The 26,015-nt window shown below is 35.2% G+C and carries 24 protein-coding genes and 1 pseudogene; 20 read left to right on the top strand and 5 right to left on the bottom strand.

From position 1 onward, the window contains the following. Window positions 1–17: 17 nt before the first annotated feature. From FXF36_RS03205 to FXF36_RS03170, 8 genes are all read left to right on the top strand, one after another. Window positions 18–1,826 (top strand): thiamine pyrophosphate-binding protein, encoded by a 1,809-nt coding sequence (locus FXF36_RS03205; RefSeq protein WP_151622439.1) that lies wholly within the window; start codon window positions 18–20, stop codon window positions 1,824–1,826. Between the two features lies 1 nt (window position 1,827). Then, window positions 1,828–2,475: an HAD family hydrolase gene (locus FXF36_RS03200; RefSeq protein ID WP_151622438.1), complete on the top strand. Its 648-nt coding sequence runs from the start codon at window positions 1,828–1,830 to the stop codon at window positions 2,473–2,475. Between the two features lie 22 nt (window positions 2,476–2,497). Continuing rightward, on the top strand, window positions 2,498–3,523 hold the full coding sequence (locus FXF36_RS03195; RefSeq protein WP_167511274.1) for a polysaccharide pyruvyl transferase family protein: 1,026 nt from the start codon (window positions 2,498–2,500) through the stop codon (window positions 3,521–3,523). 34 nt (window positions 3,524–3,557) lie between these two features. After that, window positions 3,558–6,563 (top strand): hypothetical protein, encoded by a 3,006-nt coding sequence (locus FXF36_RS03190; protein ID WP_167511273.1) that lies wholly within the window; start codon window positions 3,558–3,560, stop codon window positions 6,561–6,563. Window positions 6,564–6,589: 26 nt separating this feature from the next. Further along, the gene (locus FXF36_RS03185; protein WP_151622435.1) at window positions 6,590–7,867 is read left to right on the top strand and encodes a lipopolysaccharide biosynthesis protein; all 1,278 of its coding nucleotides are present in this window, start codon (window positions 6,590–6,592) and stop codon (window positions 7,865–7,867) included. 48 nt (window positions 7,868–7,915) lie between these two features. Then, entirely contained in the window at window positions 7,916–8,998 is a 1,083-nt protein-coding gene (locus tag FXF36_RS03180; protein WP_151622434.1) for an acyltransferase family protein, read from the top strand. Between the two features lie 43 nt (window positions 8,999–9,041). Beyond that, window positions 9,042–11,612 carry a glycosyltransferase family 87 protein gene (locus FXF36_RS03175; protein ID WP_167511272.1) on the top strand — a complete coding sequence of 857 codons (2,571 nt, stop codon included), beginning with the start codon at window positions 9,042–9,044 and terminating at the stop codon, window positions 11,610–11,612. 281 nt (window positions 11,613–11,893) lie between these two features. Beyond that, complete coding sequence (locus FXF36_RS03170) at window positions 11,894–12,052, top strand: AAA family ATPase (protein ID WP_151622432.1); 159 nt, start codon at window positions 11,894–11,896, stop codon at window positions 12,050–12,052. A 685-nt stretch (window positions 12,053–12,737) separates the two neighbouring features. Here the strand turns inward: FXF36_RS03170 and istB are convergent. Continuing rightward, window positions 12,738–13,529: an IS21-like element helper ATPase IstB gene (istB, locus tag FXF36_RS03165; protein ID WP_167511271.1), complete on the bottom strand. Its 792-nt coding sequence runs from the start codon at window positions 13,527–13,529 to the stop codon at window positions 12,738–12,740. Between the two features lie 14 nt (window positions 13,530–13,543). Beyond that, a complete protein-coding gene (gene istA / locus FXF36_RS03160; RefSeq protein WP_151622430.1) occupies window positions 13,544–15,109 on the bottom strand; it encodes an IS21 family transposase in 1,566 nt (521 codons plus the stop codon). Window positions 15,110–15,511: 402 nt separating this feature from the next. On the opposite strand from istA, the gene FXF36_RS03155 reads away from it, so the two are divergent. The 11 genes from FXF36_RS03155 (at window position 15,512) to FXF36_RS03110 (ending at window position 21,593) form a co-directional block, all read left to right on the top strand. Beyond that, entirely contained in the window at window positions 15,512–15,853 is a 342-nt protein-coding gene (locus tag FXF36_RS03155) for a hypothetical protein (protein ID WP_151622429.1), read from the top strand. 167 nt (window positions 15,854–16,020) lie between these two features. After that, a complete protein-coding gene (locus FXF36_RS03150) occupies window positions 16,021–16,389 on the top strand; it encodes a helix-turn-helix domain-containing protein (protein WP_151622428.1) in 369 nt (122 codons plus the stop codon). A 53-nt stretch (window positions 16,390–16,442) separates the two neighbouring features. Further along, a complete protein-coding gene (locus FXF36_RS03145; protein ID WP_151622427.1) occupies window positions 16,443–17,666 on the top strand; it encodes a hypothetical protein in 1,224 nt (407 codons plus the stop codon). Window positions 17,667–17,694: 28 nt separating this feature from the next. After that, window positions 17,695–17,844, top strand: coding sequence for a hypothetical protein (locus FXF36_RS03140; protein WP_167511270.1), 150 nt, complete (start codon window positions 17,695–17,697; stop codon window positions 17,842–17,844). 403 nt (window positions 17,845–18,247) lie between these two features. Further along, window positions 18,248–18,412 carry a hypothetical protein gene (locus FXF36_RS16215; protein ID WP_167511269.1) on the top strand — a complete coding sequence of 55 codons (165 nt, stop codon included), beginning with the start codon at window positions 18,248–18,250 and terminating at the stop codon, window positions 18,410–18,412. Then, window positions 18,409–18,984 (top strand): hypothetical protein, encoded by a 576-nt coding sequence (locus tag FXF36_RS03135; RefSeq protein ID WP_151622425.1) that lies wholly within the window; start codon window positions 18,409–18,411, stop codon window positions 18,982–18,984. The genes FXF36_RS16215 and FXF36_RS03135 overlap by 4 nt, the downstream gene beginning before the upstream one ends. A 36-nt stretch (window positions 18,985–19,020) precedes the next feature. Further along, the gene (locus tag FXF36_RS03130; RefSeq protein ID WP_202880055.1) at window positions 19,021–19,881 is read left to right on the top strand and encodes an SDH family Clp fold serine proteinase; all 861 of its coding nucleotides are present in this window, start codon (window positions 19,021–19,023) and stop codon (window positions 19,879–19,881) included. Then, the gene (locus FXF36_RS03125) at window positions 19,878–20,096 is read left to right on the top strand and encodes a hypothetical protein (protein ID WP_151622424.1); all 219 of its coding nucleotides are present in this window, start codon (window positions 19,878–19,880) and stop codon (window positions 20,094–20,096) included. Before FXF36_RS03130 ends, FXF36_RS03125 begins: the two co-directional genes overlap by 4 nt. A gap of 540 nt (window positions 20,097–20,636) precedes the next feature. Further along, window positions 20,637–21,017: a hypothetical protein gene (locus FXF36_RS03120; RefSeq protein ID WP_151622423.1), complete on the top strand. Its 381-nt coding sequence runs from the start codon at window positions 20,637–20,639 to the stop codon at window positions 21,015–21,017. After that, complete coding sequence (tnpB, locus tag FXF36_RS03115; protein ID WP_151622422.1) at window positions 21,007–21,189, top strand: IS66 family insertion sequence element accessory protein TnpB; 183 nt, start codon at window positions 21,007–21,009, stop codon at window positions 21,187–21,189. The genes FXF36_RS03120 and tnpB overlap by 11 nt, the downstream gene beginning before the upstream one ends. Next, window positions 21,186–21,593, top strand: coding sequence for an IS66 family transposase (locus FXF36_RS03110; RefSeq protein ID WP_167511268.1), 408 nt, complete (start codon window positions 21,186–21,188; stop codon window positions 21,591–21,593). The genes tnpB and FXF36_RS03110 overlap by 4 nt, the downstream gene beginning before the upstream one ends. A 6-nt stretch (window positions 21,594–21,599) precedes the next feature. Here the strand turns inward: FXF36_RS03110 and FXF36_RS03105 are convergent, their stop codons facing one another. Genes FXF36_RS03105 through FXF36_RS03095 form a run of 3 tightly spaced genes read right to left on the bottom strand, consistent with a single transcriptional unit; the run spans window position 21,600 to window position 25,580 of the window. Next, window positions 21,600–22,634, bottom strand: coding sequence for a tyrosine-type recombinase/integrase (locus tag FXF36_RS03105; RefSeq protein ID WP_151622420.1), 1,035 nt, complete (start codon window positions 22,632–22,634; stop codon window positions 21,600–21,602). Next, window positions 22,631–23,614: a tyrosine-type recombinase/integrase gene (locus FXF36_RS03100; protein WP_151622419.1), complete on the bottom strand. Its 984-nt coding sequence runs from the start codon at window positions 23,612–23,614 to the stop codon at window positions 22,631–22,633. Before FXF36_RS03100 ends, FXF36_RS03105 begins: the two co-directional genes overlap by 4 nt. Next, entirely contained in the window at window positions 23,601–25,580 is a 1,980-nt protein-coding gene (locus FXF36_RS03095; RefSeq protein ID WP_151622418.1) for a tyrosine-type recombinase/integrase, read from the bottom strand. The genes FXF36_RS03100 and FXF36_RS03095 overlap by 14 nt, the downstream gene beginning before the upstream one ends. Before the next feature lie 162 nt (window positions 25,581–25,742). Here FXF36_RS03095 and FXF36_RS03090 point away from each other — a divergent pair. After that, window positions 25,743–26,006 (top strand): annotated as a pseudogene (locus FXF36_RS03090) (transposase domain-containing protein); the annotation flags it as partial. Between the last annotated feature and the right edge of the window lie 9 nt (window positions 26,007–26,015).

Genomic DNA, 26,015 nt, shown 5'->3' with positions numbered 1-26,015 from the left:
TGATTGGAGTCTAAAAGATGAGAGTAGTAGATTATATAGCTGACTTTTTAGTAGAAAAAGGTGTTACTCATAACTTTATGGTAACTGGTGGTGGCGCAATGCAGCTTGATGATGCATTGGGACACAAGGCAGAAATTAAAAATATTTTCAATCACAATGAGCAGGGATGTTCAATTGCAGCAGAGGCTTATACACGTGTAACTGGCAAGATTGCCAGCGTGTGCGTTACAAGTGGTCCTGGTGGAACTAATGCTATTACGGGTGTAATGGGTGGATGGCTTGACTCTATCCCTATGTTTGTTTTATCAGGTCAGGTTAAGAGAGAGACAACACTTTGGTCTGTACCAGAGCTTAAGCTTCGTCAGCTTGGAGACCAGGAGTTTGATATCATCAACTCTGTTTCAAATATGACAAAGTATGCTGTTATGCTTACAGAGCCTGCTGATATTGCATATCATTTAGAGAAGGCATGGTATTTAGCTAATACAGGACGTAAAGGACCAGTTTGGCTTGATATTCCTCTTGATGTGCAGGGTGCTAAGATTGATGATTTAGAGCTCAGACATTTTGATGCAGCAGCAGAAGGCTTAGAGTTATCATTAGACACAGTTTCTGATGCTCAGCTTGCAGATATTATTGAAAAGATTAAGTCGGCTAAGGCTCCTCTTATTTTTGCTGGATATGGTGTTAGATTATCAGATTCATCAGAGCTTTTATTAGAGCTTATTAAGAAGCTTCAGATTCCAGTGGCAGTAGCATGGAATTCAGGAGATTTAGTAGCTTATGATAATCCTTTCTATGCTGGTTCACCAAGTAGAGAAGGTACACGTGGCAGCAGCTTTATTGTTCAGAACTGTGATTTGCTTCTTGTACTTGGAAGCCGCATGAATATTAGAACTATCACATATAATAAGCATGACTTCGCAAAGAATGCTTACAAGATCATGGTTGATATTGATAATGAGGAGTTAAAGAAGCCAACATTTACTCCTGATATGCCAATCAATGCAGATGTTCATGAGTTCATCGAGAGAATGCTTAAGATGGATTATGAGCCACAGGATTCCCACAAGGATTGGGTGAAGTGGTGTAGAACAATGGTAGAGAAGTATCCAGCTTGTTTGCCAGAGTATCATCATGATTCAAAGGATGAATTATTAAATCCTTACGTATTTGTAGATACACTTTTCGATTGCATGGATGCAAAGGATGTAATGACACTTGGTAATGGTAGTGCGTGCGTAATGCCATTTGCTGGTGCAAAGATTAAGCAGGGACAGAGAATGTTTACAAACTCTGGTTGTGCTGCCATGGGTTATGGTATGCCAGCTGCTCTTGGTGCAGCCATCGCTACAGAAGCAAATAACGGAAGAGTTGTTTGCGTTGATGGTGACGGTAGCTTAATGATGAATCTTCAGGAGCTGGCTACAATTGCTTACAACAAGTGCAATGTTAAGCTCTTTGTATTAAATAACAATGGATACCATTCAATCAGACAGACTCAGAGAAATCTGTTTAAGCCACCTCTTATTGGATTAGATCCTTCAACAGGTGTAGGCTTCCCAGAGTTTGATAAGCTTGCAGATGCTTTTGGATTTAAGTATTTTGAGGTAAATAATGAGCCTGATGTTAGAGCAACTATTGAGTCAGCTTTAGCAGCAGAGGGACCAGTTCTTGTAAACGTAATTGTAGATCCAGATCAGAACTTTGTTCCAAAGCTTTCTAGTAAGGTAATGCCAGATGGAAGCATTGTTTCTCCATCTATGGATGACATGTTCCCATTCCTTCCTAGAGATGAATATGAAAGTAACAGGTATTTGAGATAATATGGCTAAGATAGCAATTTTTGATTTTGACGGAACTATCGTAAATACGATAACGGATGTTGCGTTATCATTTAATAAGGCGTTGGAAACCCATGGGTTTCCAACCCATCCAATGGAAGCCTTTGATGGATTTGTAGGAGGCAATCTTGAAACAGTAGTTTCAAGGATGCTTCCTAAGGATGCCATCTCTGATGAGAATATTGACAAGGTTAAATTTACTTATAGAGAAATCTATGGTACCAGTCCTAAGGAAAATACAAAGCCTTATGATGGGATTATGGGGCTTCTTCAGGATTTAAAGGATGCTGGATGGAAATTAGCGATTAACACAAATAAAGGTCAGAAGCTTGTTGATGATTTGACAGCTGAACTTTTTCCAGAGGGAATGTTTGATTCTGTTGTTGGATATCTGGAGAGTAGACCTTCAAAGCCAGATCCATATGGTGTAAAAATGATATGCGAAGAATGTGGTGGAGATATCTCTGATGCCATTTACATTGGTGATGGCATGAGCGATGTTAATACAGCAATTAATGCTGGGATTCCATGTGTGTTTGTGACATGGGGTCAGGGGGATTTTGATGGGGATTTTGATGATGTTGTTTCTGTATCTTGTGTCGAGGGACTTAGGAATGAACTGCTAGGATAAATTTGGAAGGATATGTGACAAGGTGAAGTACGGCAGAATTACATATTATGATGTTAATAGCGAACTAACAGAGTACACGAATATAGGTGATTGGTGTCAAACATTTGCTATTGATAATCTATATGAGAAGCTTGGTGTTAGCAAATCGGATATCATTGATATCAATAGAAGTGAATTGCCAACGTATAAAGGGGAAAAACTACTCGTTGTAATTCAAGCAGACTGTAGGCAGCTGGATAGAAGAGATTTTTTTCCACTTTCTGATGATATTGTGCCGGTATATTTGGGAATTCATAGAACAGAAAAAAAACATATCTTAAATAGTATAGATAGATTTACTGAGATAATTGGCTGTCGAGATGAAGCTACATGTATTATGTTTAAATCTCTTGGATATAATGCATTTATTAGCGGGTGTTTAACACTTACGCTTCCTAAGAGACCGGAAATAGGCGATTATACGGAGTTGTATTTAGTTGATGTACCGCATGAAATTAATAAGTATATACCTTCTGCATATGCCGGGCACGTACATAAAGTGACCCATGAAATTTTTAATAGCAAGAATCCAGAAGATGAGTCTAGGAAAATATATGACGAATACAGAAGGAAAGCAAGATTGGTTGTAACAAGTCGACTACATTGTCTCGTGCCTTGTCTGGCCATGGGGATTCCTGTTGTTCTAGTAAGAAAATATTACGATGATAGATATGGGTTTGTAGAAAAATATGTTAAACCATATTTAGTAGAGGAACTATCGGAAATCAACTGGGATGTAGAGCCGGTTGATGTTGATGAAATAAAATTATTAATCATGGATGTAGCAAAAAGCATGATTAATAAAAAAGTATCCTCAGAAGGCTGGCATATAAATGATTTGAGTCAAGAGATGAAAAAGCTTGATATTTATTATGATAAAAGAAAACGAGTACAGTATGAGTCACCTTTTATGACAAAGATGTATTATAGAATTAATAGAATTAGTCCAAAACTAGCTAGATTTATCAGATTAAAACTTTTGGTAAGATTCACAGTAATAGAAAAATGATGATGTTTTAATGCAGTTTAACTTTGGGGGAAAGATGGACAAAAATAATAAGCAGTCAAAAAAAAGTAAAATACCAAGGATTATATATAGTGTTTTTTTTATTTTTAGTATTATTATTGTTGCTTTATCCATTTATATTTATAGAGTATCTACCGAACAAATGGGATTGCGAGGTGCTGGTACTATTGTTAATCCTTATAAAATATCTTCCTCTAGCGATTTAGTATATTTAGGTAAACTAGTTGATTCAGGGTATACTTTTGAAAAAGAGTATATAGAGCAGACTGTAGATATTGATATGGAAAGTATAGGATTATTTAATCCTATAGGAAATGAAGACTATTCTTTTCAGGGGATATATGATGGTGGTGGTCACTCTATTAATAATATTGTAATAGAGGAGGAAGAGGGCGCACTGTTTTTGGGTTTAGGTGGTCAAATAAAGAACTTAGTTGTGGCTAGCGGAAAGATATCAGGAAATTACGCAGCTGGGTTTGCGGTTAAAGCAGTTTCTTCTCAGGCAATTATTTCAAATTGTTATAATTACGCTACAATACATGGTGAAATACGTTCATCAGGTATTGCTGACGATTTTTCGAAGGGGAAAATCAACTTTTGTTATAATTTTGGTGAAATACAAGGTGAAATAGTTAACGATATTTCTGCATTCAACGTAGGAGAACTTATTAGTATAAATATGTCTGGCGATGAAATTATTATGCCGGAAACATTTACAGGATATAGTTATTTTATTTCAGGTACTTCAGATTATTTGGTTGATGTTATAAATAGTTTTTTTTCACTAGGAACTACAAACTTTAATAAATTTTCAGAAATTAATTTCTTACAAGATTCAAAGATTTTTTTCACAGGAAATACACTTAAACGAGATATTATACGCGGAATAAATGGAAAGGGAACATACCATATTCCATATTTGATTCAGGACGTTGACGATTTTTTACTTTTTACGGATTTAGTAAATTCAGGGATTGATTTTAAAGGCGTATATTTTAAGCAGAAAAATAACATTGATTTAGTAGGTATAGATGAAATAAACCCAATAGGAATTTTTGATTCTGCTAAATATTTTTGGGGAGTTTATAATGGGAATTCATACTCAATAAGTAACCTTAATATGGACAGGGAAGATAATTGTGGATTGTTTGGAGTTTTGGCAGGCACTGTACTTAACGTTAGTTTAGAAAATTGCCATATAAACGGAAACTGCGTTGGCGGAATTGCAAGTCATAGCTATTATCTTTCTCGACCACAAATTATTAATTGCATTTGTTCAGGAAGTAATATAACGGGAGTGACAAGGGCAGGAGGTATAGCTGATAATTTTGGTAATGGAGATATAATTTTATGTGTCGTAGATAATAGTACATCTGTTAATGCGCCGAAAGAGTCATTTATTTGTGCATGTGACGCGAAATATATAATTAATTGTTATGCATATGATTGTTTTTCTAATAAACCAATAATTGAAAAAAATGTTCTTTGTGCTGAGTCTGTAACAGGAAAAATAATTAGTGATTTAGTTATAGATGGTTCTTTGGTTAAAACATTAAACAAGTATATTAATCAACATAGTTCAGTAAGGTATGTAAGGAGTACAGATTTGAATCTATGGGAGACTAGCTCAACATTAAAGCTTTCTGATCAACATAGTTCGCGAATAATTTATAAGATAGTGGATTTGCTGCTCATTACTGGTTTATTTATTTTAGTTTTAATATTTAATAAAAATAAAATTGGGATATTAAAAAATAAAATTATAATATCGATATCTGAAGCTCGTAGGCATCGAATTATTTTTGTTTCTATAGCTTTATCATTGCTTGTATTATTTGTAATTTATAATTTGATTGAAAATGGAATAGGTTTTGACAGATTATATTATAATTATTCAAATGGAGATGCGTTTACTGATCGTTTATCAATGATTTACTTTGCTAGTGATATGGCATCAGATAGATATATATTATCAGAATCATTTTATCCGCCTTTAAATAATTTGTTGTATTGGTTATTGAGCTTTTATTGCGGTGGATATATTGAAAATAGGTTTTCGTATTTTCAGTCACATATTTTGAATGATAATCAAATAGCTACTATTATTTTTTTGGCAATAGCTCTTGAAGTATCAATAGTGTTTGTTTTATTACGAAAATATATAGTTGGAAATTCAATTTCAAAAAGTCTGATTGCGATTATAAGCTTTTTGTCGGCACCTATGCTTTATGCTATTGAAAGAGGTAATAGTCTAGTACTCTCATTTCTCCTAGTAATGTGTTTTTTAATTTATTATAAAAATTCGGATTCCGCCAAGAGAGAGTGTGCGTTATTATCGCTAGCTTTTTCAATTTGTTTAAAGATATATCCAGTTTTTTTCTGTATACTTTTAATTGATTTGAATAAGAAAAAAAATAGTATAAATAAAATTTTGAGGGTATTTATCTACAGTATAGTAATTACGACATTATCAACAATACCTTATGGCGGATGGAGTGCAGTTAAAGGAATATTTTCAAATGTCGTTGGATTGCAGAGGGGAACATTGGACTTTAGTACAGCGACGAGATTAAATTATTTTAGAGGTTTGAGTGTTAATTTTTACAATCTGTTTAGATTGTTCTTTAATGAAAACTGTGCCCAAAAATTCAGTTGGATTTTATATGCGTATGTTTTTTTAATCGCTATATTAGTGATTGTTTTTGTGAAAGAAGAATATAAGAAAACAATAGTTGCGGCTTGCCTTTTATGTGGTGTTCCAAATTTATCTAGTTTTTATACATTGATTTTCTTCATTCCTTCTTTTTTACAAATATACAACAAAGATGATTTAGAAAAAATCGATTATATTTATAACGGAATCATTATATGCATGATTTCCTTCACTCCAATTTATTATTTCAATAATGACTTTAGTTTATATTCTATAGTATCTCCAATAGGGGCATTGTTATTAATTTCTCTTTTGTTTTTTGATTCTGTATTTAAAATAAAGTCTGTAGAATGTACTAGTAGTGAATAAAAAGAATCTTAATCAAGGAAGAACAGATGGACATAATAAAAAAATTCTTATTAAGAGATGATAGAATTACAAAGGATAGCTATATATGGAATATGATTTCGAATTTTCTATCGGCTTTTCAATCTGTAATTATATTAATTGTTCTTACAAGAGTTCTGTCGTTGGAGGAATCTGGAATATTTACAATTGCTACCGCAAACGCAATTTTATTCTTATATATTGGTAAATATGGCGTGAGAAATTATCAAGTATCAGATATTAAGAATGGCTCAAACTTTTGTGACTATTTGATTGCTAGATATATAACCGTTACTACCATGTGCATAGCTTCAATATTATATGTATTGAGGTTTATTTTAGATGGTGAATATACATATCACAAAGCGATGATAATTATGCTAATGTGCATATATAAAATTCCAGATGCATTTGAAGATGTATATTACGGAGAATATCAAAAAAAAGGTAGACTGGATATTGCCTCAAAATGTATGACCATAAGGTTGCTATTAGCAATAGTTACTATGGCAGTTGTAGTTATACTTACGGAGAATTTATTATTATCTTTGCTGGTTTCAAACATAATTTCATTTGTGACTATGTACATTTTATTGAGAAATACATCGCAATTATTTGATTTGAGTGGAAAAGTAAAATGTTCTGGAATAAAAAGAATACTAATACAATGTTTTCCATTATTTTTATCAGGTTTTTTTTCTCAGTATATTGTTAATGCACCAAAGTATGCCATAGATTTATACCTTTCAGATGAGATACAGGCTTGCTATGGATTCATAGCAATGCCAGTTTTTGTTATAGGTCTTTTTAGTAGTATGATTTTTCACCCGATTATTCATAAAATGGCTACCTATTGGAGCGAAAGCAATGTAGATTTATTTCTTAAAAGGTTTTTTTTTCAAGTGTGGATTATAATAGGTATCTCGGTATTATCGATACTTGGGGCATGGGTGATAGGTGTTCCTATTCTTTCTATAATGTATAATACAGATATGCGAGAATATAAATATTACCTCATTATTTTGTTAATAGGTGGATGTTTCCTGGCAATGAATAATTTTTTCTCGGTAATACTGACTATACAGAGGCAACAATTTAGAATATTGTTGGGATATAGCTTTGTGGCTGCAATAGCATATATAACTACAGGGAATATAGTTCAGTTATATGGCATCAATGGCGCAACATGGATGTATGTAGGCTTAATGGTTGCCTTGACTGTTATTTTTTTGTTTTGTATTTTGATTGAGTTTACTAAATGTAAAAATAAAGATTTAGATTGTTAAAGCTTATAAATTATAGGTGCTTTTTAGAAATGTTTCGGAGGATAATACGTGAAAAGAGCAGGCAATATCGAATTTTTGAGGTTTGTATTTGCGATTGCAATAGTAGCACATCATGCGATGCTTGAAGGTTATATGGCAATGTGGGGGGGATTTTTGAGTGTTGAGTTTTTTTACATACTTACCGGCGCATTTATAGCAAAGAGTTGTAAAAAAGAATGTGAGCATGAATACACAGAGGATATTCACAGCACTGTAAAAAAAACATATTCGTATTTATATAAGAGAATATTAGCAATATTCCCAGAATTGATTATCTCTACATTTATTGGACTACTATTTTTTGTTTTAATAGGAGTTGTTGATATTCATAGTTATAATTACTTTAGGCATGTATTAAATGATTTCCTTTTTTTACAAAGTTTTGGAATGCCAGTAGCCAGTGTTTCTGGCATAGTATGGTATTTGTCTTCAATGTTTATTGGTATATCTATAATATATCCATTTGTCAGAAGACACTATACAGAGTATTGTAAATTGATAGCTCCGATTTTGTCTATGTTAATACTAGGTATACTCATACATACTTATGGAACTCTTAACGTGCCAGCGGAGTATTTATTTGGAATAATTAATACGGGTAATCTAAGAAGTATAGCTTTTATTTCGTTGGGATGTTTTGTATATGAACAGGCGGTTTCATTAAATGAAAAAAAACTAAGTAAGAAGAAGGTAATAGTTTTTACCTTGTTGGAAATAGTTTGCTATGTATTGATTCTTTTGCATATGCACTTGTATACTTCAGATAATAGTATTTTTGATGAACAGGCTGTTATCTTGATGGTTATAGGTCTGACTATATCATTAAGCGATATTTCTATAATAGGATCATTGTTGAAAGAGAATAGAATAGCTATTTGGTTAGGTAAGTATAGCGGAGCGCTTTTTTTTGGTCATTTTGTCTGGGTGCAACATCCAAAGGAATTGGCAACACTTCTAAAGTATACAGGAAATAATCAGAAGATTATTAGTATAGTAGTTGCGTTTGGGGTTTCATTTATTCTTATGATGTTAAGCTTATGGATTAAAAGTTGTAGTGTATATAAAAATCTTATTATGAAGATTTCTACATAAAAGATACCTAAACTAAAACTATGTTTCCAAAAGGATGGTCAAATTGATAGATAAAAATTTAATAAAAAAAAATTATAGACTAGTATTATTAGGGGTTTTTATATCAGCATTTATTCTTTGCGAATGGATTGCTTCAGGTACATTTCATTTCGGCGATAGTGAAACTATTATTGCTCAATATAAAGACGGAAATTCAGTTTATGCGTATGGATATGAGGTGACTGGACAAGAATACTATCGAAAGGATTCCTTTGCGTATATAGTTTTACCGAGTATAGAGAATGTAGATAGGATTACAGTTACAGTTGATAATCTGGGAAATAATAATCTAGCGATTAAATTATTTTATTCAGATGGAGCTGATTATGAATATGAATATCTGAGAAATATAGACGGCAAAATAAGTATAAATCTTCCTACAGAAACTACGCGTGTAAAAATACGATTTGAGGGTAATTTAAACAAATCTATAATAATTGAAGATATAACTTTGTTTAGGCAGACTACAAGTTTTAATTGTAAATTTGTGCTGACGTTAGGTGTTATATTTACCATTATATTTATATTAATAGTCTTATTTTTGAGATTATTAGAAGTTCATATGTGTGATACTACTGTTGAAATGTTTCTAAAATTTTTAATAGTGGGTGAAGTGATTTTCTGGCTGTTGATGTTTTTATCAAATGGCTATTATTGGGGAACATATTTCTTTCCCAATAGAACAGATTGTTTTATGGATCATTTTAATATGCTTGCTTTGCTTAATAATAAAGATCCTTATTATTTAAAAGCGAGTTATCCAGCTATATGTTTTTTATTACTAAAAATATTGCACTTATTTATGCCATTAGACATACAGCAAATTGAACCAGGCTTAGAATTGAGAAATAATAGTATCGCGATGTTTCTATTTGTATTGACAGCGCTAATTGTCTTGTATATTTTAGCTACATTATTTGAAAAAATTCTTTGTAATTACGGTGAAAAAAAATACATATTGGCTATTTTGTTATCTGGTCCTATTATGTTTGCTTTTCAGAGAGGAAATATAATATTACTGACATTAGTATTTTTATTGGTATATTATTTATATTTTGATTCTGAGGAAAAGAAGAAAAGATACATTGCATATATAGCGTTAGCATTTGCCGCAAGTATAAAAGTATATCCGGCTTTGTTCGGGATTATGACATTAAAGAAAAAAAGGTATAAAGAGACAATACATTTGGCTATTATAGGTTTTTTATTGTTTATAATTCCTTTTTTTGCATTTGATGGAATAGAGACGTTCAAGGAGTTTCTAAATGGATTAAGCGCTGCAGGTACAGTTATGACTAGTCAAGGTGTGGGACAAAATTTAAGTCTTGAGAATCTTAGACTTTTGCTTAATTTATTAATGGGAACGAACATTTCATCATCGAACTTGTTTTTGGTATGTATCACAGTAGTGTTGCTGTTAACAGCTTATTTTTGTGAAAAAAAATGGGAGGCATTATTCTTAATCGCTACTGCATGTGTGTGGTATCCAGCTTTTTCATTTACATATGTTTTAGTACTTTATTACCCAGCTATATTTGCTGCACTAAAAAATACTGATGAAATAAGAAAAAATGAGCTCATTATGTTGGGAACCATGATGTTACCATTGGGTTTACCATATATGAGTTGGGTTGATAGCCGTGTTATTACAGATAATCTACAAATGCCGATGGCAGCTTCTACTGTACTATTGTATTTTATTATTATTTCAATAGTTTTTAGAATAACTTTGAGATTATTATTGAATAGAGTTATTAGAATCAATCTTGAAAAATTATATTTTAAAATTGATGTTTGTGTGCTTGCACTTATATTTTGTGCAATTGTCTGTATCTCGAGTTTTAACCTTAATAGAACTTATAGCAATGAATATAAATTTAGTGGGAATGGGACTGAACATAAACCATATGAAATAGGTAGTATCGAGGATTTTTTATATCTTGTAGATGCAACTAATTCAGGAGAAACTTTTTCTAATGCTTATTTTGTCCAAACGGCAAACATAGTTTTTGATGGTGTTACATCGATTAATCCAATTGGGTGGACACAAAGAAGAGCTAAGTTTTCTGGCTACTATGATGGACAGGGCTATTCTTTGATTAACTATTATTCAATGTCTGATGATGATGAGAATATGGGAGTTTTTGGTGAATTAGATGGAGTAGTGTGCAATCTTAATGTTTTGAACTGTTCTATTTCAGGTGAGTCCGTTGGAAGCTTTGCATACAAAGTTTCAGAGAATGGAACGATACTTAATTGCTATGTTAATGGTGTGCTTAGTGGATACCGAACTGGCTCTTTTGCAGCATATAATTTTGGTAGAATTGAAAATAGTGTGGCTTTTGTCAATCTTGATTCCAAAAAAAAGCATGATATTGCGGCAATGGAAGCTAAAAGTATTGTTATAAATTCATACGATAGTAATAATCATACTTTAAACAAGCTTGATGCTAGTTCGCTATCAAAGCTTAATTTACATGTTGATAATAATAATAAAACGCTTGGTGTTAAGAATGATTTATGCTATTGGGTGGGTGATGAAAAATATTTTGTAAAGGTGTCAGCTAATAAATAATAGCACAAAAAATTGCGATAAATGTCATCAATAGTGCTGTATAATAGTAAATGGTAAAAATGAGTATCTTATATATATTTTATCTTAAAGATTGAGGGCGTACAAAAATTCTTTAAAGATACATAGAAATTGATTAAAGAAAAAGCGTTAAGTGGTCATATATAAGACATGTTTAGATTATCTATTGCAAGTAATGTTGTCGCCTAGTTTGCTTATATAAGGTATGGCTGTATTCTTTTATATAATTGTATTAATGTTCTGAAGTGAAGGAGATTATACTTATGCTGAGATGTATACGAATCAATGGGTTGTTTGGTAGATTTGATTATGAGCTTGTCCTTAATAGTGGTGGAATTACTGTTATAACAGGTCCTAATGGATTTGGTAAATCAACTACCATTTACAAAATTCCTTTGTGCAGAATACATATATACAATTAAGTTCTTTATTGTGGGGGAACGTGGCAGATTATATACCATTTTTCAATTTAAATGTATATATATAGAATTGGAATACTTTGGTTTTTGGTAGCATTATTTTGGGGAAAGTTGTTCTATAGAGTATTTGACTGCCAAATAAAAAAAATATAGATTTGTAATTTTATTGATGTCCGCATTTTGGGGAATGTGGCTTGGTACATTTTTACAGTTACCACAAGATTTGGATATTGTGCCACTTATTATGTTATTTATGGAATGTGGTAATTATCTTGCTAATAATATAGATATGGAATCATTGGCATGGAAAGGTGCTGGGGTGTGTTGCTTTTTCTTTTGGATATACCTTGTTTTTGGAAAAGGAATTTACATAGAAATTGCTTCACGCTCGTAACCTTGCTCTATGATATGTGTTTTGGTGGCTCTATTAGGATGTGTAGTTATAATACAGTTATCACAAGGAATAGAAGAGTTAAGAACTGGAAAAGCATTTGCTTTCATAGGGCGAAATTCATTGGATTTGCTATATATACATTATTTAGACAATTAATTTTAGTCCTATTTTGATTATTCTTGCCAATTTGGTACAAGCATCCTGTAACATTCGGACAATGGTTCCTGTATTATCCGGACAATGGTTCTAATAACATCCGGACAGGATTCCTGTACCAAGTTGACAAGATGACATCTATTTTTCTTCAGTATAATTGTTTGCGTTGGAACTGTCATCTCCAGCGTCAGCTGGCTGATGTTCCACCGTAGGTCTTCTTGATGGACCTTTTAGGTCGAAACGATATGCGTTTCGCACGATTCTGTCAAGTACCGCATCTGCAATAGTTGGATCCTTGAAAACCGAAGGCCACTCCTTCACTGGAAGCTGTGCTGAAATAGCGATAGCTCTTTGATGATGGTAACGTTCTTCTACAACCTCAAGGAAATCCTGAGTCATTGGCAAGTCCAGTTGTTTCATTCCAAAATCATCCAGAATGAGCAAATCAGGTTTTACCAAGTCACGCATCAGCTTATTGTAGGAGCCATCGCCCTTGCCTATGGTTAAGTCAGTTAGAAGTCTTGTAGTTCTATAACATCTAACCGAATAGCCAAAGATGCAGGCCGCTCTACCAAAGGCTGATAACAAGTAGGTCTTACCCACACCAGTGGCGCCTGTGATTATTAGGTTATTGCCATTTTTAATCCACTGGCAATCAGACAGCCTTGCCACATCAGCTTTCTTGAGTTTTCTGATGGGATCAAAATCGATGTTCTCTAGCGTAGCCGTTGGCTCTCTGAGAGAAGCTAGTTTTATAAGTCTGTCAGTTTTTGCCCGTTGCCTTGCGTCGTACTGAGCAGTGACAATCATTGCCATCCTCTCATCAAAAGGTAAATCTTCTGATGCTGGTAACTCATCCTGTCTTGCATACTCAAGACGCATTGCATGCAGCTTCATGGCTGATAATTGCTCGGCAGTTTGATAATTCATGATGGACACCTCCTTTACATCCATTCTCCGATACGGAGATTTTCATGGTGTGGAGTTGGAGTGTCCGCATCGGAACTGCTTTGCTTAATTGGTAACATATCCTGACCATTCTTAAGAATGTTTTTCAGGGTTGTATATGTGACAGAGTTAAGACTAAGTGCTTTTTCACAGGCATTCTCGACTCTGGTATCACCATAAGTATGGCTGAAGTTTATTACAGCCATGCAGGATTTATAAGCCTGCTCTTCAAACTCATAAGAGGCTAAAAGCTTATCAACAAAGTTAAAGGTGTTTGGACCAATCCTAAAAGCCTTTTGCTTGTAGTAAGTACCATTTAATCCATTGAATTCAGCAATGGCTTTATGATTATCAGGCATATGCTCTGTAGTGGTTACATAGCGCTGACCTGCGTACCTTCTTTGGTGTATAGCGATTCTGTTTCCAACGCTATCGAAGATTTCAATCTTCTTAGCATAGGCATGAATTACAACACTACGCTTATAGTAGCTATACGGAACAGAATAATAAAAATCAGCAAATTTTACATGATAATTGTTTGGCACCTTGCTTACTTTCCTAGTTGTAAAGGCTTCAAAACGGTCCTGTGGTAATGGCCTGAGTGCTGGCTTATCTATAGCAATAAAGTTACTTCTTCTTGATCCAGGACGATGCTTAAATTTTACTTCAACAAGCTCTAGGACACGTTCTCTTATGTCGTGATTAAGAGCTTCAAAGCTGTAATAGATTCGTCCCTTAAGCCATTCAAGAAGCCAGGTTTCAAGCCAGCCAACACCTGATTCAACAGAGGCTTTATCACGAGGCTTACGCACTCTTGCTGGAATAATAGCGACCTGATAATGACGAGCCAATGCATTGTATGCCTCATTAATCTTTGGATCATAAAGGTTTGTATGCACAACAGCTGTCTTGCAATTATCTGGAACAAGTATGCGTGGCAAACCACCATACCACTCAAAGGCATCTATGTGAGCCTGATTCCAGTTAAGCTGTGTTTCATCAGGAAAAGCTTCAACAAATGGATACGAACTGTCACCAAGTGTTGTAACAAAGAAATGAGCTTCATGTTTTTCACCTGTGATGTTATCCACGACACAAGGGAGCGTATCGCCAATCCAGTCGATAAATAGTTCCTTGCCTGGCTCTCTTTCCTGAGGCATGACAACATTTTTACCAGTGTTGTCTTTCCACTCATTGTACTTGGCACAGAATCTGCTGTAACTGTATCCATCAGGATACTCAGGACGGTATTCTTCCTGCCAAATGTATTGGAGGTTTCTTCTTGGATTATCAAGTAACTCCTTGTGATAAACCTCCCAGTCAGGTTCTTCTTTGGATTGCTTACGCCCAAAAGCGTCAGGATAAATGAGCTCATTAATTCTAGCAGGAGATAATTGTAAAGCATCTTGGTATGTGAGCCCACATTTTTTGCAGCGTGACAAAATTTCAGAAACAGTTGATTTTGAACAGCCAGCTGCTTCTCCAATCTCACGACAAGTTAGATGAATTTCTTCCTTCAAGCGAAGGATTTCAGTAATAGTCATCATTGGTAGACACCTCATTTCATTACCCTCCTTAGAATGTATTTACATACATTCTAAGTGAGTAGAATTGCGATGTCATTTGTCCGGATGTTTCAGGAACCTTGTCCGAGAGTTATAGGATTGCTTGTCCGAATGTTATAGGAACGCTGTCCGGGAGTTACAGTAATGCTGTCCGAATATTGCAAGAATCATCATCTATTTGGAATCGCTGCTATTTTTCCGAGGAAAGTGCATTTTACTTTATGAATAATTTCGTTTTAATAGCAGGGAGAGTGATTGTAGATACCCTGATTTTTATTTTATGGTTGGCTGTAAAAAAATCAATTGTTAATCTAACGAATAAAGGGAAAGCAAATATGTAATACTTTTGACTACAAACGAGATTTTACTTTTGAAACGGTTTTATCTTCTAAGTACAAATTGGATATATTGGAGAAGGCAAAGGGTGAGGGATATTTTATCAAAGGGGTTTTTGTTCTAACATCAAATCCGGAAATAAATGTTGCTAGAATAAAGTCCAGAGTAGCAGGTGGTGGACATGATGTTGAGAAAAATAAAATAATATCTAGGTATTGGAAGTCGTTAAATAATATAAATACATTGCTCAACATATGTGACATTTTGCACGTTTATGATAATTCTGGTGATAAGCCAGTTAGAATTATCAGAAAGCATAAAGATGAATTATCTATATTTCCAAATGGGTTATGGGATGAGCAACGTATTTTTCATATAATGAATGGAGAGATTGGTCAGCCATAAAAGGTTGGCCTTTACACCTTTACACATTACACATTGGTGTCTGACCCGTTACGAAATTGTCGCAAAAACAAAAGTTCGATTTGGGGTTGACACCGATATTTTTTGTGAATATAATACGTAAAATAGTAAATATCTTATATTCCACAAACCGGAAACAGGGGAAAAAGATGACAGTAAGTGAGAGAATACTTCGATTAATAGATGAATCTAACCTGACGCAGAAAGAGTTTTCTGAAAGGACAGGTATTCCACAGAGCACAATCAGTGACTGGAGAAAGAAGGCCACAAATCCTTCTTCGGATAAAATTCTGATTATCTGTAAAACTCTTAATGTTACACCTGAGTGGTTATTATCAGGTGTAGAGGAGGATGGCGGCAGAGCAAATAAGCCAGAGTATTATGTAGTTGGTAAAGAATCTGAGATGGGGAAATTGCTTACTGGTTATTCTAAGCTTGATAATGCACAGCGGGACAGGGTCATGGGATATGTGAGAGCTTTAATGGATATTGGAATGCTTGATAAGAAAGAAAAATAGGTTTTAGTCTGAGCTTCCTGTAGAAAGTTCCACTCAAATATGGAGGGGTAATTATGGACTATGAAATAGTAAGGTTACCATATGAAATAGGGTCAGATGCCGACTATATTAATGCATTTGATAAATGTATGCGAACTTATAAAAAGTGGGTTGCAGGATTATTTGAGGATAGGAATGGTATAGCAACTCAACTTTCAATTACAGAAAAACAAAGAATTATAAATGCAATACGAACTGATGGTGGAATAATAAAAAATTGTATTAGTCGTTATTATGCTGGAGATATTGCAACTGCGACAAAAAGAATAGGTTCGTTATTAGAAAGAATTATATTGGATGATAAAAACGGTTTTATTAAGTCAGATATTGATAAGAATTATTGTTCAAGGCTATGTGCAAATTATCCATTTTTAAATATAAATCTTTCTTCCGAACAGATAAAAAGGATGCTGGATAATGAACTTACTTTTTTCAGAGCTAGGAAAGAATATTTTACCGATTATTCTGAAATGTACCATATACCTTTGGATAAACGAGATTTAGTTGGAACTGAACGCTTTAGCGTGCCAGGAATACCATGCCTATATTTGGGAACATCGGTGTATGATGTTTGGTTAGAAATGGGGCGTCCAGCGTACAGTGACTTTAATGTGTCTGCAATAAAATTAACTGAAAAGGGGAAGAAAATGCAGATTTTGAATTTAGTGGCAACCCCCTATTTGCTCTTAGGATTAAATTCACCAATAGGAGATGAGAATAATATGGACAGTAATCTGTCTATAATAAAATCACTGCTGAGGATATATCCATTGGTTATAGCTACATCCATAAGAAATAAATCTCCAAGAGGGAAATTTCGCTCAGATTATATTATTTCTCACTTAATAATGTTAAATTTAAAGAAACTCGGAATTGATGGAGTTGCTTATCTGTCTAAGCGAATATTGAGTAGTGAGGAAGACATTGTCCTTCCGCAAATGGTGAATGTAGCGTTTCCTGCATTTGAATCGTCTTCTGTAAACGAAAAATATGGGGAAATTTGTGAAAAAATCCAAATTACAAGACCAGCCAATTATGAGGAGTTCTTGAGCTTAGAATTGGGTTCGGCAGAATGTCTTAACAAAAATAGTTATTTCGCTAAAACCTTTGATGATAATCAAAATTTATATAGTTGTGTAAATCGAGTTAAAATATCAGGAAAAGATGTTGTTTATCAAAATACGGGATTTTATAGATTTGAGAATCATTTATGTGAGCAAAAGTTTTATAAACTGTGACCACATTGGTACCTGCCCCCATTACGAAATGCAGTATGAACAGGTGTTGAAAACATATCCTATAATTGCTGAATTATACGCTTCAGTAAAGGAATTATACGAGATTATATACTCTAAGCATTCAGATAGACTAGATGCATTGTTATCTAGACTTGAGGATTACAATATTCCTGAATAGCAGACATATGTAAATGGAATTAGAACAGATATAGATGCTGTAAAAAATGAAATTGATCTTCAGTATAATAATGGATTAGCAGAAGGCAGCGTTAATAAGATAAAGGTAATAAAGCGAGTAATGTATGTGAGAAACAGCTTTGAGTTGTTAAAGGCAAAAGTATTGTTGCAAGAGCAATTATACTATAAATTCAACTAAGTTTGGAAAGAACCGATTTACCGTTTACGACTTATCGGCGGAGCCGATTATAATCATTCTTTTAATAAAATCAATTTGTGGAAAAAATATGTAAATATTGTTATAATTCTGTGAAAGAACAATAAATGGTCACATGTAAAAGTTATAATAATTTTACAAAAAGTAGAAAAAAGCTTTTTTATGGTGTTTTTAGGAGGTAATAGGTATGTATAGAGAAATAGCATATACCATAAACCCTGAAAAAAAAGAGGATTTTTTGAAAAAATTTTATTCGTCATCTCTGAAAACAGAAGAGTGGGAAAAAATTAAAAATGAGTCTAGAATAATTGATAAAAGCAGACTGGATGATTTATTCAGGGAAAATAGATGAATAATTTTGAGTGGAAATCTATCCGCGAAGTCCCATTAGAAGTTATTAAAAATTTTGATTGTGGGGATTATGAGTTTAATATTTTTTTGCAAGAGAAGTCTTTTAATTGGATGGATAACGGATACGCTGCAACTTATGTAGCAGTTGATAGTGAAGAAAATGCTGAAAATCATATAACAAAAATATATGCATATGCTTCAATTAACTGTACAGGGTTATTATACAAAGCAGAGCACGCCAAGTATTTGTCTTGCGTTGAGATACGCATGTTTGCTGTATCAAGACGTTTGAGGGGCGACGGTGTTACGGATGTTGACGGTATTAGATACAGTTATAAAGTTTTCCAATCTTTAATGCAAGAATTATATTATATGTCCACGAATTCAATTGGATTTTGTGCTGTTACGTTAAATGCCAATGATAAAGGTTTAAAGTTATATATTAAATTTGGATTTGTAAAAACAGATGAATATATATTGCCGAATGAGGAGGAAAAGCTCAATATAAAGGACTGTACACCATTGATTTTTTCGCTAATAACAGAGGATGCAATTACAAGAATTTTTGAGTAGATATAGATAATTAAAGCAATAATAAGGGAAGTAGTTATGAATGACACAATAAGAAAAGTAATTAATGAAAAAATGATTGATGATATTACAGAGCTGGAACGTATATTTGAAGCAGATTTTCTTTACATAGATGGTCCTATTTCAGCTGAACTCAATAGTGTTGTTGTTGATGAGATTGGCCTCTTAAGAAAGTATGATACACATGGTAAATTATGTATTATGTTAACAACAAATGGCGGAGATGCAAATTCGGCCGAGCGATTAGTGAATGTATTCAGACACAATTATGATACAGTGTATTTTATTATACCTGATTATGCCTATAGTGCTGGTACGATTTTGTGTATGAGTGGAGATAAAATATTTATGAATTATAATTCTGTATTAGGACCAATTGATCCTCAGGTTCAGAATAAGGAGGGAAGGTTTGTTCCTGCATTAGGTTATTTGGATAAGATAGATACATTGTTGGAAGCGGCAAGAGATGGATCTATTTCACAAGCAGAGTTTTTAATTTTGAAAGATTTTGATTTAGCAGAACTTAGTTTGTATGAACAAGCTAGAGATTTAACTGTTGATTTGTTGAAAGATTGGCTAGTAAAGTACAAGTTTAAAGACTGGACTAAACATAAATCTACAGGAAAAGAAGTAAGTGTATCAGAGAAGGAGAACAGGGCTAAAGAGATAGCTGAAGGGTTAGGAAATTATAAGCGATGGAAGGCACATGGACGGCCTCTTAATATAGAGACTTTGAGAAATCTAAAATTAATAATTGATGATTTTAGTGATATTGAAAATGCTGAAAAGTATATATTGTCGTTTTATTCTATGGCGAGGGAGTTCAAACAATTAAGTAATATGGGTGGAATGACCTTTACTAGGGAGGGACGAATTTGAAAAGCATAGTTGAAGAAATAAAAAAGATGACAAATGAAGATGTTTATTTGACAGAATCATCGGCTGATTGCGGTTTGTCAATTGTAGATTCTAGAGGATTCAGAGCGAAGAGTATTTCGGATTCTGTTCCGAAGGAATATTATGCAAATAGGACAGGAGAAAATAAGCAGTTGCAATATAGATCTTGCATAAATAACTATCAAATATTATTTTAAATTGATGAAGAGTGTGAATGCTGCTTATGAAAGTATAATATATAAAATATGTATTTTGTTAAGTAACTACCGATGTTTCATCGGCGGAGCCGATTACAATTATTCCTTGCTTGCGTTAGCGAGTGGTCTGGGAAGTTCGGGCAGACCGGGGCCTGAGGCCTAGGTAGGAATGGTATAATAAGAATATACGAACGAAAAAGGGATAATCTAAGTTCTTGAGGGTTTGCCAAAGTTGTTGAGGGTCTTTCATGAGGGGCTACTAGTTTTAAGCTACTTGTTGAGGGTTCTTCGTGAGGGGCTGGTTTGAGGGGCAAACTTGAGGGTATAACATGAGGGTCTGGCGAAAGCCAGACCCCATTTTCATATCAGAAGTCATCATCTTCGTAATACGTTACCGGATTGTGTAAACGGTAAATCATGAGTACCTCGTTCCATTTGTTCGGATTTGAGATAATTTTGTATAACAACTATGGATTGTATGGAAACTATGGACATAGTTCTCATACAAGTCATAAAAACCGAACAACAGGAGGAACTCATATGAAAAATTCAGCTGCCTTAAAAAGACAGATGCGCTATCAACAATGGGTTGAAGAAGTTAAAGACTTCAATGCCAGACCCAAAGATATGACAGTTCGTGAATGGTGTGCCATTCACAATATAAAACCACCAACCTTTTATGATCACTTGCGACGTGTTCAAGATTACTATGCTGGACAAATTCAGAGTTCAGAAGCCTCGAACAAAATGGTTGTGAGTGAACCTGCTTTTGTTGAACTACCAGCTCCAGTTCCTGCACCAAAGCCTGTAACACATGGTGTAGCGTCAATCATTTGTGGCAATTCGAGGATAGAAATATCGAAAGATATTTCAGAGGCCTTCCTACTAAAACTGATAGGAGCAATAAGCCATGCTCAATGACACAACCAGTTTTAAAAAGGTTTACATCGCTACAGGTTATACTGACCTTCGACAAGGTATTGATGGACTGGCCTCATTCGTAAAGCTGCGATTCAACTTGGATTCATTTGATAAGGATACCCTGTTTTTGTTTTGCGGAAGAAAGGCAACCAAGATAAAAGGTCTTGTTTGAGACGCCGATTTGATGAAGCCCTAAAGGCTACACCAAAGGACAAGCAAAAATCCTGCACTGCGAATAAAGCTCTGAAGATGATTCAGGCTATCTATCGCGAGGAGAAAAAGCTAAGTGACCTTTCTCCGGCCGAAAGATACGAACATCGACAGTTTACTGTCAAGCCTCTGGTTGAGGCCTACTTTGCGTGGGTTCATAAAGTTGAACCAAATGTATTAGCTAATAGCAAAACTCATAAAGGATTACAGTATTCAATAAACCAGGAACAGTATCTAAAGGTCTTCCTTGAAGATGGCGAAGTTCCTATGGATAACAACTTGGCTTTATCCGAAGGAATTACTTATCCGCAGCTTTTTCTGGGAAGCCTTATAAATGCTGACTTCACAGAAAAAAGCTGCGCATAATGATCGCTACCTTATCCCACAAATGTGGGCTAATTCTTCATCATTTTTCCATAACGGTTTTTCTGGTTCAGGCTCCGATTCTGTTCCCTTTTCCATTTGCTCCCTTAACATTTCAACAGAAGGACTGGCATATGATTTTCTCGTCGTTTTTGCATCAGCATGTCCTAGGATTACAGCTATAGTCTCAATAGGGACGCCATCGCGGTACCACCCGGTAGCCCGTGTCCTTCGAAGCATATGTGGATAAACGTTCGGAATTTCCGGATATTTTTCTCTTATCTTGTCAGCATATTTTTTGACAATTCGCTCTACGTTTCTTTCAGACATCCGCCCCATTTCTCCTTTTATGACAGTATATATGAATGGCGCGGATCTTTTTCTCAAGTCTTTATGATATATCGAAATGTAACGTTTTATCAGAGGAACCGCCTTTTCTGAAAGGGCAGCAAACCGTTCTTTGTCGCCTTTACCTTTGACCAGTAAGTGCGGCTCATCTGTATTTAAGATAACATCTGATATATCCAATCCGATAAGTTCGTCGGCCCTTATAGCGGTATCATATAAAACAACAAGAATCACCTGATCCCTGATACCCTTCATCGAAGAGCCCGGTGAAGCCAGATATTCTTTTATGATTACCGGCGACTCTATTATTTCACCCACCCGTGAAGGAACTGTTACATACGGAACGTCCGATACATTCAAGTATATCTGATACAGGTCGATCCTTCTGGTGGCAGCATACTTCATATATGCTGATATGACAGTCAATCTATGATTCACGGTTGCCGGTTTATAATCTTTTTCTACAAGATAAATCCTGTAATCCAGTACGAAGTCATATGTCAAATCTTCAAACTGAAACTTCTCCATCGGTATTTTTTTGACATCCGTTATATATCTCCTAAAAACCGTCAGCGCATCCTCATAAGATTTGACTGTCTTGGGACTGTCACTGTGCTGTGTGGGAAGGTAAACATTCAAATAGTCCCATGTCATCGAAAAGAAAAGTTTTTCCGTTAAAATGCCCTGTTTTCTCATATGCGCCTCACCTCCGGGATCACCTCGTCGGTGAGTTTGTCATATTTTTTCAGTATCTTAAATGCATCATCCACAAGGTGGTAATAATAAAAGCTTTCATCCGGATTCTTATGGCCAAGATATTTGCTCAGGTAAATGAGCATCGTATTGAGGTCTTTCCCCTCAAGGATCCACTGGTTGATCCTATCCACTACGAAAGTATGTCGGAGTGAATGCGGGGTAGGCGTCTTTACACAAGTGGAGGATGCCTCTGTCTTTAGCCAAAACTCTCGGAATCGTTTGTCTACCGATGTGTTCTTCATATGATCATCGGCATATCTTCCGGGGAAAAACCATACCGGCTCATGTCCTAGGGTGTTCCTGATATAATTCCAGTAATCTTCAATAAGCACACGCATATCTTCTGAAAGATATATCAGACGGTCTCTCCTGTTTTTTCCATCATATATGGTTATGATACCTCTTTCGATGTCGACATCACTTCCTTTAAGCAAGCAAACCTCGCTGTTTCTCATTCCACAACAATAATACAGGCGGAACATTACCGGATATTCGTTTGCCATCCTAAAATCAGAAGGTTTAAACGATTTCGGAAGATAAGAATCGACGATATTGAAAAGCTCCTGTAGTTCCGACTTGCTGAATATATGTACTTTCTTATAATCCTTACCTACGCTTTCAACCGGAACATAGCTTTTGATTCCAAGTGTGTTAAGGTATATGGATAAGGATCGTACTGCGCTTATGCGGCTGGTATGACTGCTCTTGCTTTCCTGAGGCAGCGCCTTTAACCAGTCTTCAAGCCTTTCAATAGTAATCATTGTGCCATCAAAGCCCTTGTCTGCCCAATACCTGTCAAATCGATAAAGCTGATAACCTTTTACATTATAGATGAAACCGAGAGCACGCATCTGTGAAATAAAATCCCTTATGTATGGTGCAAGAACGCTCTGATATTCATAATCCTTATACGATGTCATAGCGCCCTCCTTTCATTAACAGTCCGGTCTCTGAAAGCGATAGCGGGCACATACGCATCCGATCTTCGTCCAGTAAAAGATATGGAGCAAGAGTATTTGTTGTGCGGTGTCCTAAAAGATCTGCAAGCACCTGTTTTGATGCTCCCTTCATCAAGTTATCCGTAGCAAAAGTCTTTCTGGTGATATGAAATCCGGATCTGTCATCGGGTCTTGCTGGCAACGTTCTTTTTAAAGCTCCCCGACACACGGAGCGGCCGACCTTATCGTAAGGAACCCTGTTTTTTATAAAAAGATAGGGGCTGACAGTCCTTTCATTTGCACGACCTTCTGTAATATATCTATAAATGGCATTGCCAACACTTACCGGCATAGGCAGGATGATTTCGTGATCCGTTTTTTCTTGCACGATACGCACAGTCTGTCCGTCCCAGTCTATATCTGATAACTTGAGGGATGTAATATCTATTGATCGTAGTCCCATTTTTATGCCCAATAGTAGGATTGCTGTGTCTCTAAGTTCCATGGGCGTATTGGCAGATGAATTCTTGCTATTGATGACATCCTTTTCTTCTGATGATAATGTTTTTACAATATGTTCCCTTTTCTCTGAAGCGCAGTACAATGCTTCATTTATTCCAAATGGGAGGATTTCTTTCCGCTCAAGGTATCTAATGAACCTTCGAATCCTGACATTATATGCATTTTTCCCTTCCGGAGTTTCATGCCTGTCGTTAAGGTTAAAATCCTTTATCACTTCCGGACTAACCTCAAAAAATGATGTAAGCCCGGAGCATACGAGATACTCGCAAAAACGTGTTACGGATGAGCGGATCATATTTATTGTAGATACTGACCATCCTTCTTTCTTTTTTATTTTCAGATAGGAATCAAGTTCCGTTTTGCACCACGGCGGCAGCATCTCACACTTAAGCGATTTACAATGTTGTATTGTGTTTATGGCAAGATTTTTTTCTTTTACAAAGACATCAAAGAGATAAATAACTCTCCATGCCTGCTTCCATGAGTTTCCGTTGTGATGGTATGTCGTTTCATGTTCTAGCCATACATCAGCAACTGCCTTGCTGTAATTCAGGCCGTTAATCTCCATAAACAAAAGAAGATTGTGCAGAACGTAGCTTGCAGTTTTACACGGTGAATCGCTGTATCCGGCCGCCGTGAAATCATTCAGAAAAACCGGTATCAGCCTAGCAAATCCTTCTGCTGATAATAAACTGATTATCTCCCGAGCCCCTTCGATCTCTGATATCTGATCATCAGCAAAATCTTTGATATCAAAAATTCGGTTGTGCATCCTAAAATATGGATACCACGCAAGACCATGGATACATAATCCTTTATCTGCCATGTAGTTCATAATATCACCTATTGCATAAGTATAGCGCACCTTAGAATTATCAGAGGCATGTGCGTCTATCTGGCAATAGCTTTCGATAACATCGAACGTGATCTTTTCCGGTACGGTTATCCCCCATGATTGCAGACGATACAGGTATCTTGCTATGCAGTTTCTTATTTGTTCTTTGGTTCTTTCTGCGTGGTCTACTGTATCCAGATATTCCGTAAGAAGATCTTTCCACATCGGACATAATGCATCCGTATATGGCAGGACGAATGGATATGCATGGATTGGCTGCACTTCACCGAACTTATAGATGTCAATCAACCTGTCCAGCGTAATCTTTTCTCCCTTGATATGGGGCTGTCTTTCTGAAAACCACTTCTCTGCAACAGAATCAGAATACATGATATCTGATTCTAGTAAGTACTCGTATAGGATTGTTAGAAGATTGATGGTATAGAATCGAGCAGTGCTTCCAGCACCTTTTTGTTCCATGTACTCGCAGAGTTTTCTGCTGTTAGTACAATACTCCAATAGCCATGGTCTGTTCTTTTGATCGTTAGGATCAATTCGATCATAAAAGCGTATGTCCCTTGGTCGTGCCATAATTAATCACCCCCTTTGCATTATGGTGATTTTATTATAGGCATGATCCCGATTATTATGCGACACTTTTTTCTGCAAGATGCATTGTTATCAGCATTTCAGAGCAAAAATGCAGATAAGTAATTCCTTCGGATAAACTGGCTTATCCGAATATTCGCATAAGCCAGTGAGCAGTCAATCCGTGGCTTCTGTATCGGAAAGAAGAACTGGGTTATGATTGATACAATCTCTGGCACCAAAGCAAGCGCCGTTGCTTACGGCATAGCCGAAACGGCCAAGGCGAATAACCTTAAACCTTATGAGTATTTCAAACATCTTCTTACTGTTATCCCAGAACATCTGGATGATACAGATAGAAGTTTTATGGATAAACTACTTCCTTGGTCAGATGAATTACCAAGTGAATGTAGAAAACCAGTTAAGTAATCGTCGCGC

The organism is Pseudobutyrivibrio xylanivorans (assembly GCF_008935055.1).
Classification (GTDB): Bacteria; Bacillota; Clostridia; order Lachnospirales; family Lachnospiraceae; genus Pseudobutyrivibrio; species Pseudobutyrivibrio xylanivorans_A.
Note: the sequence above shows the minus strand (reverse complement) of the source record. Positions and strands in the feature narration are given on the sequence as shown.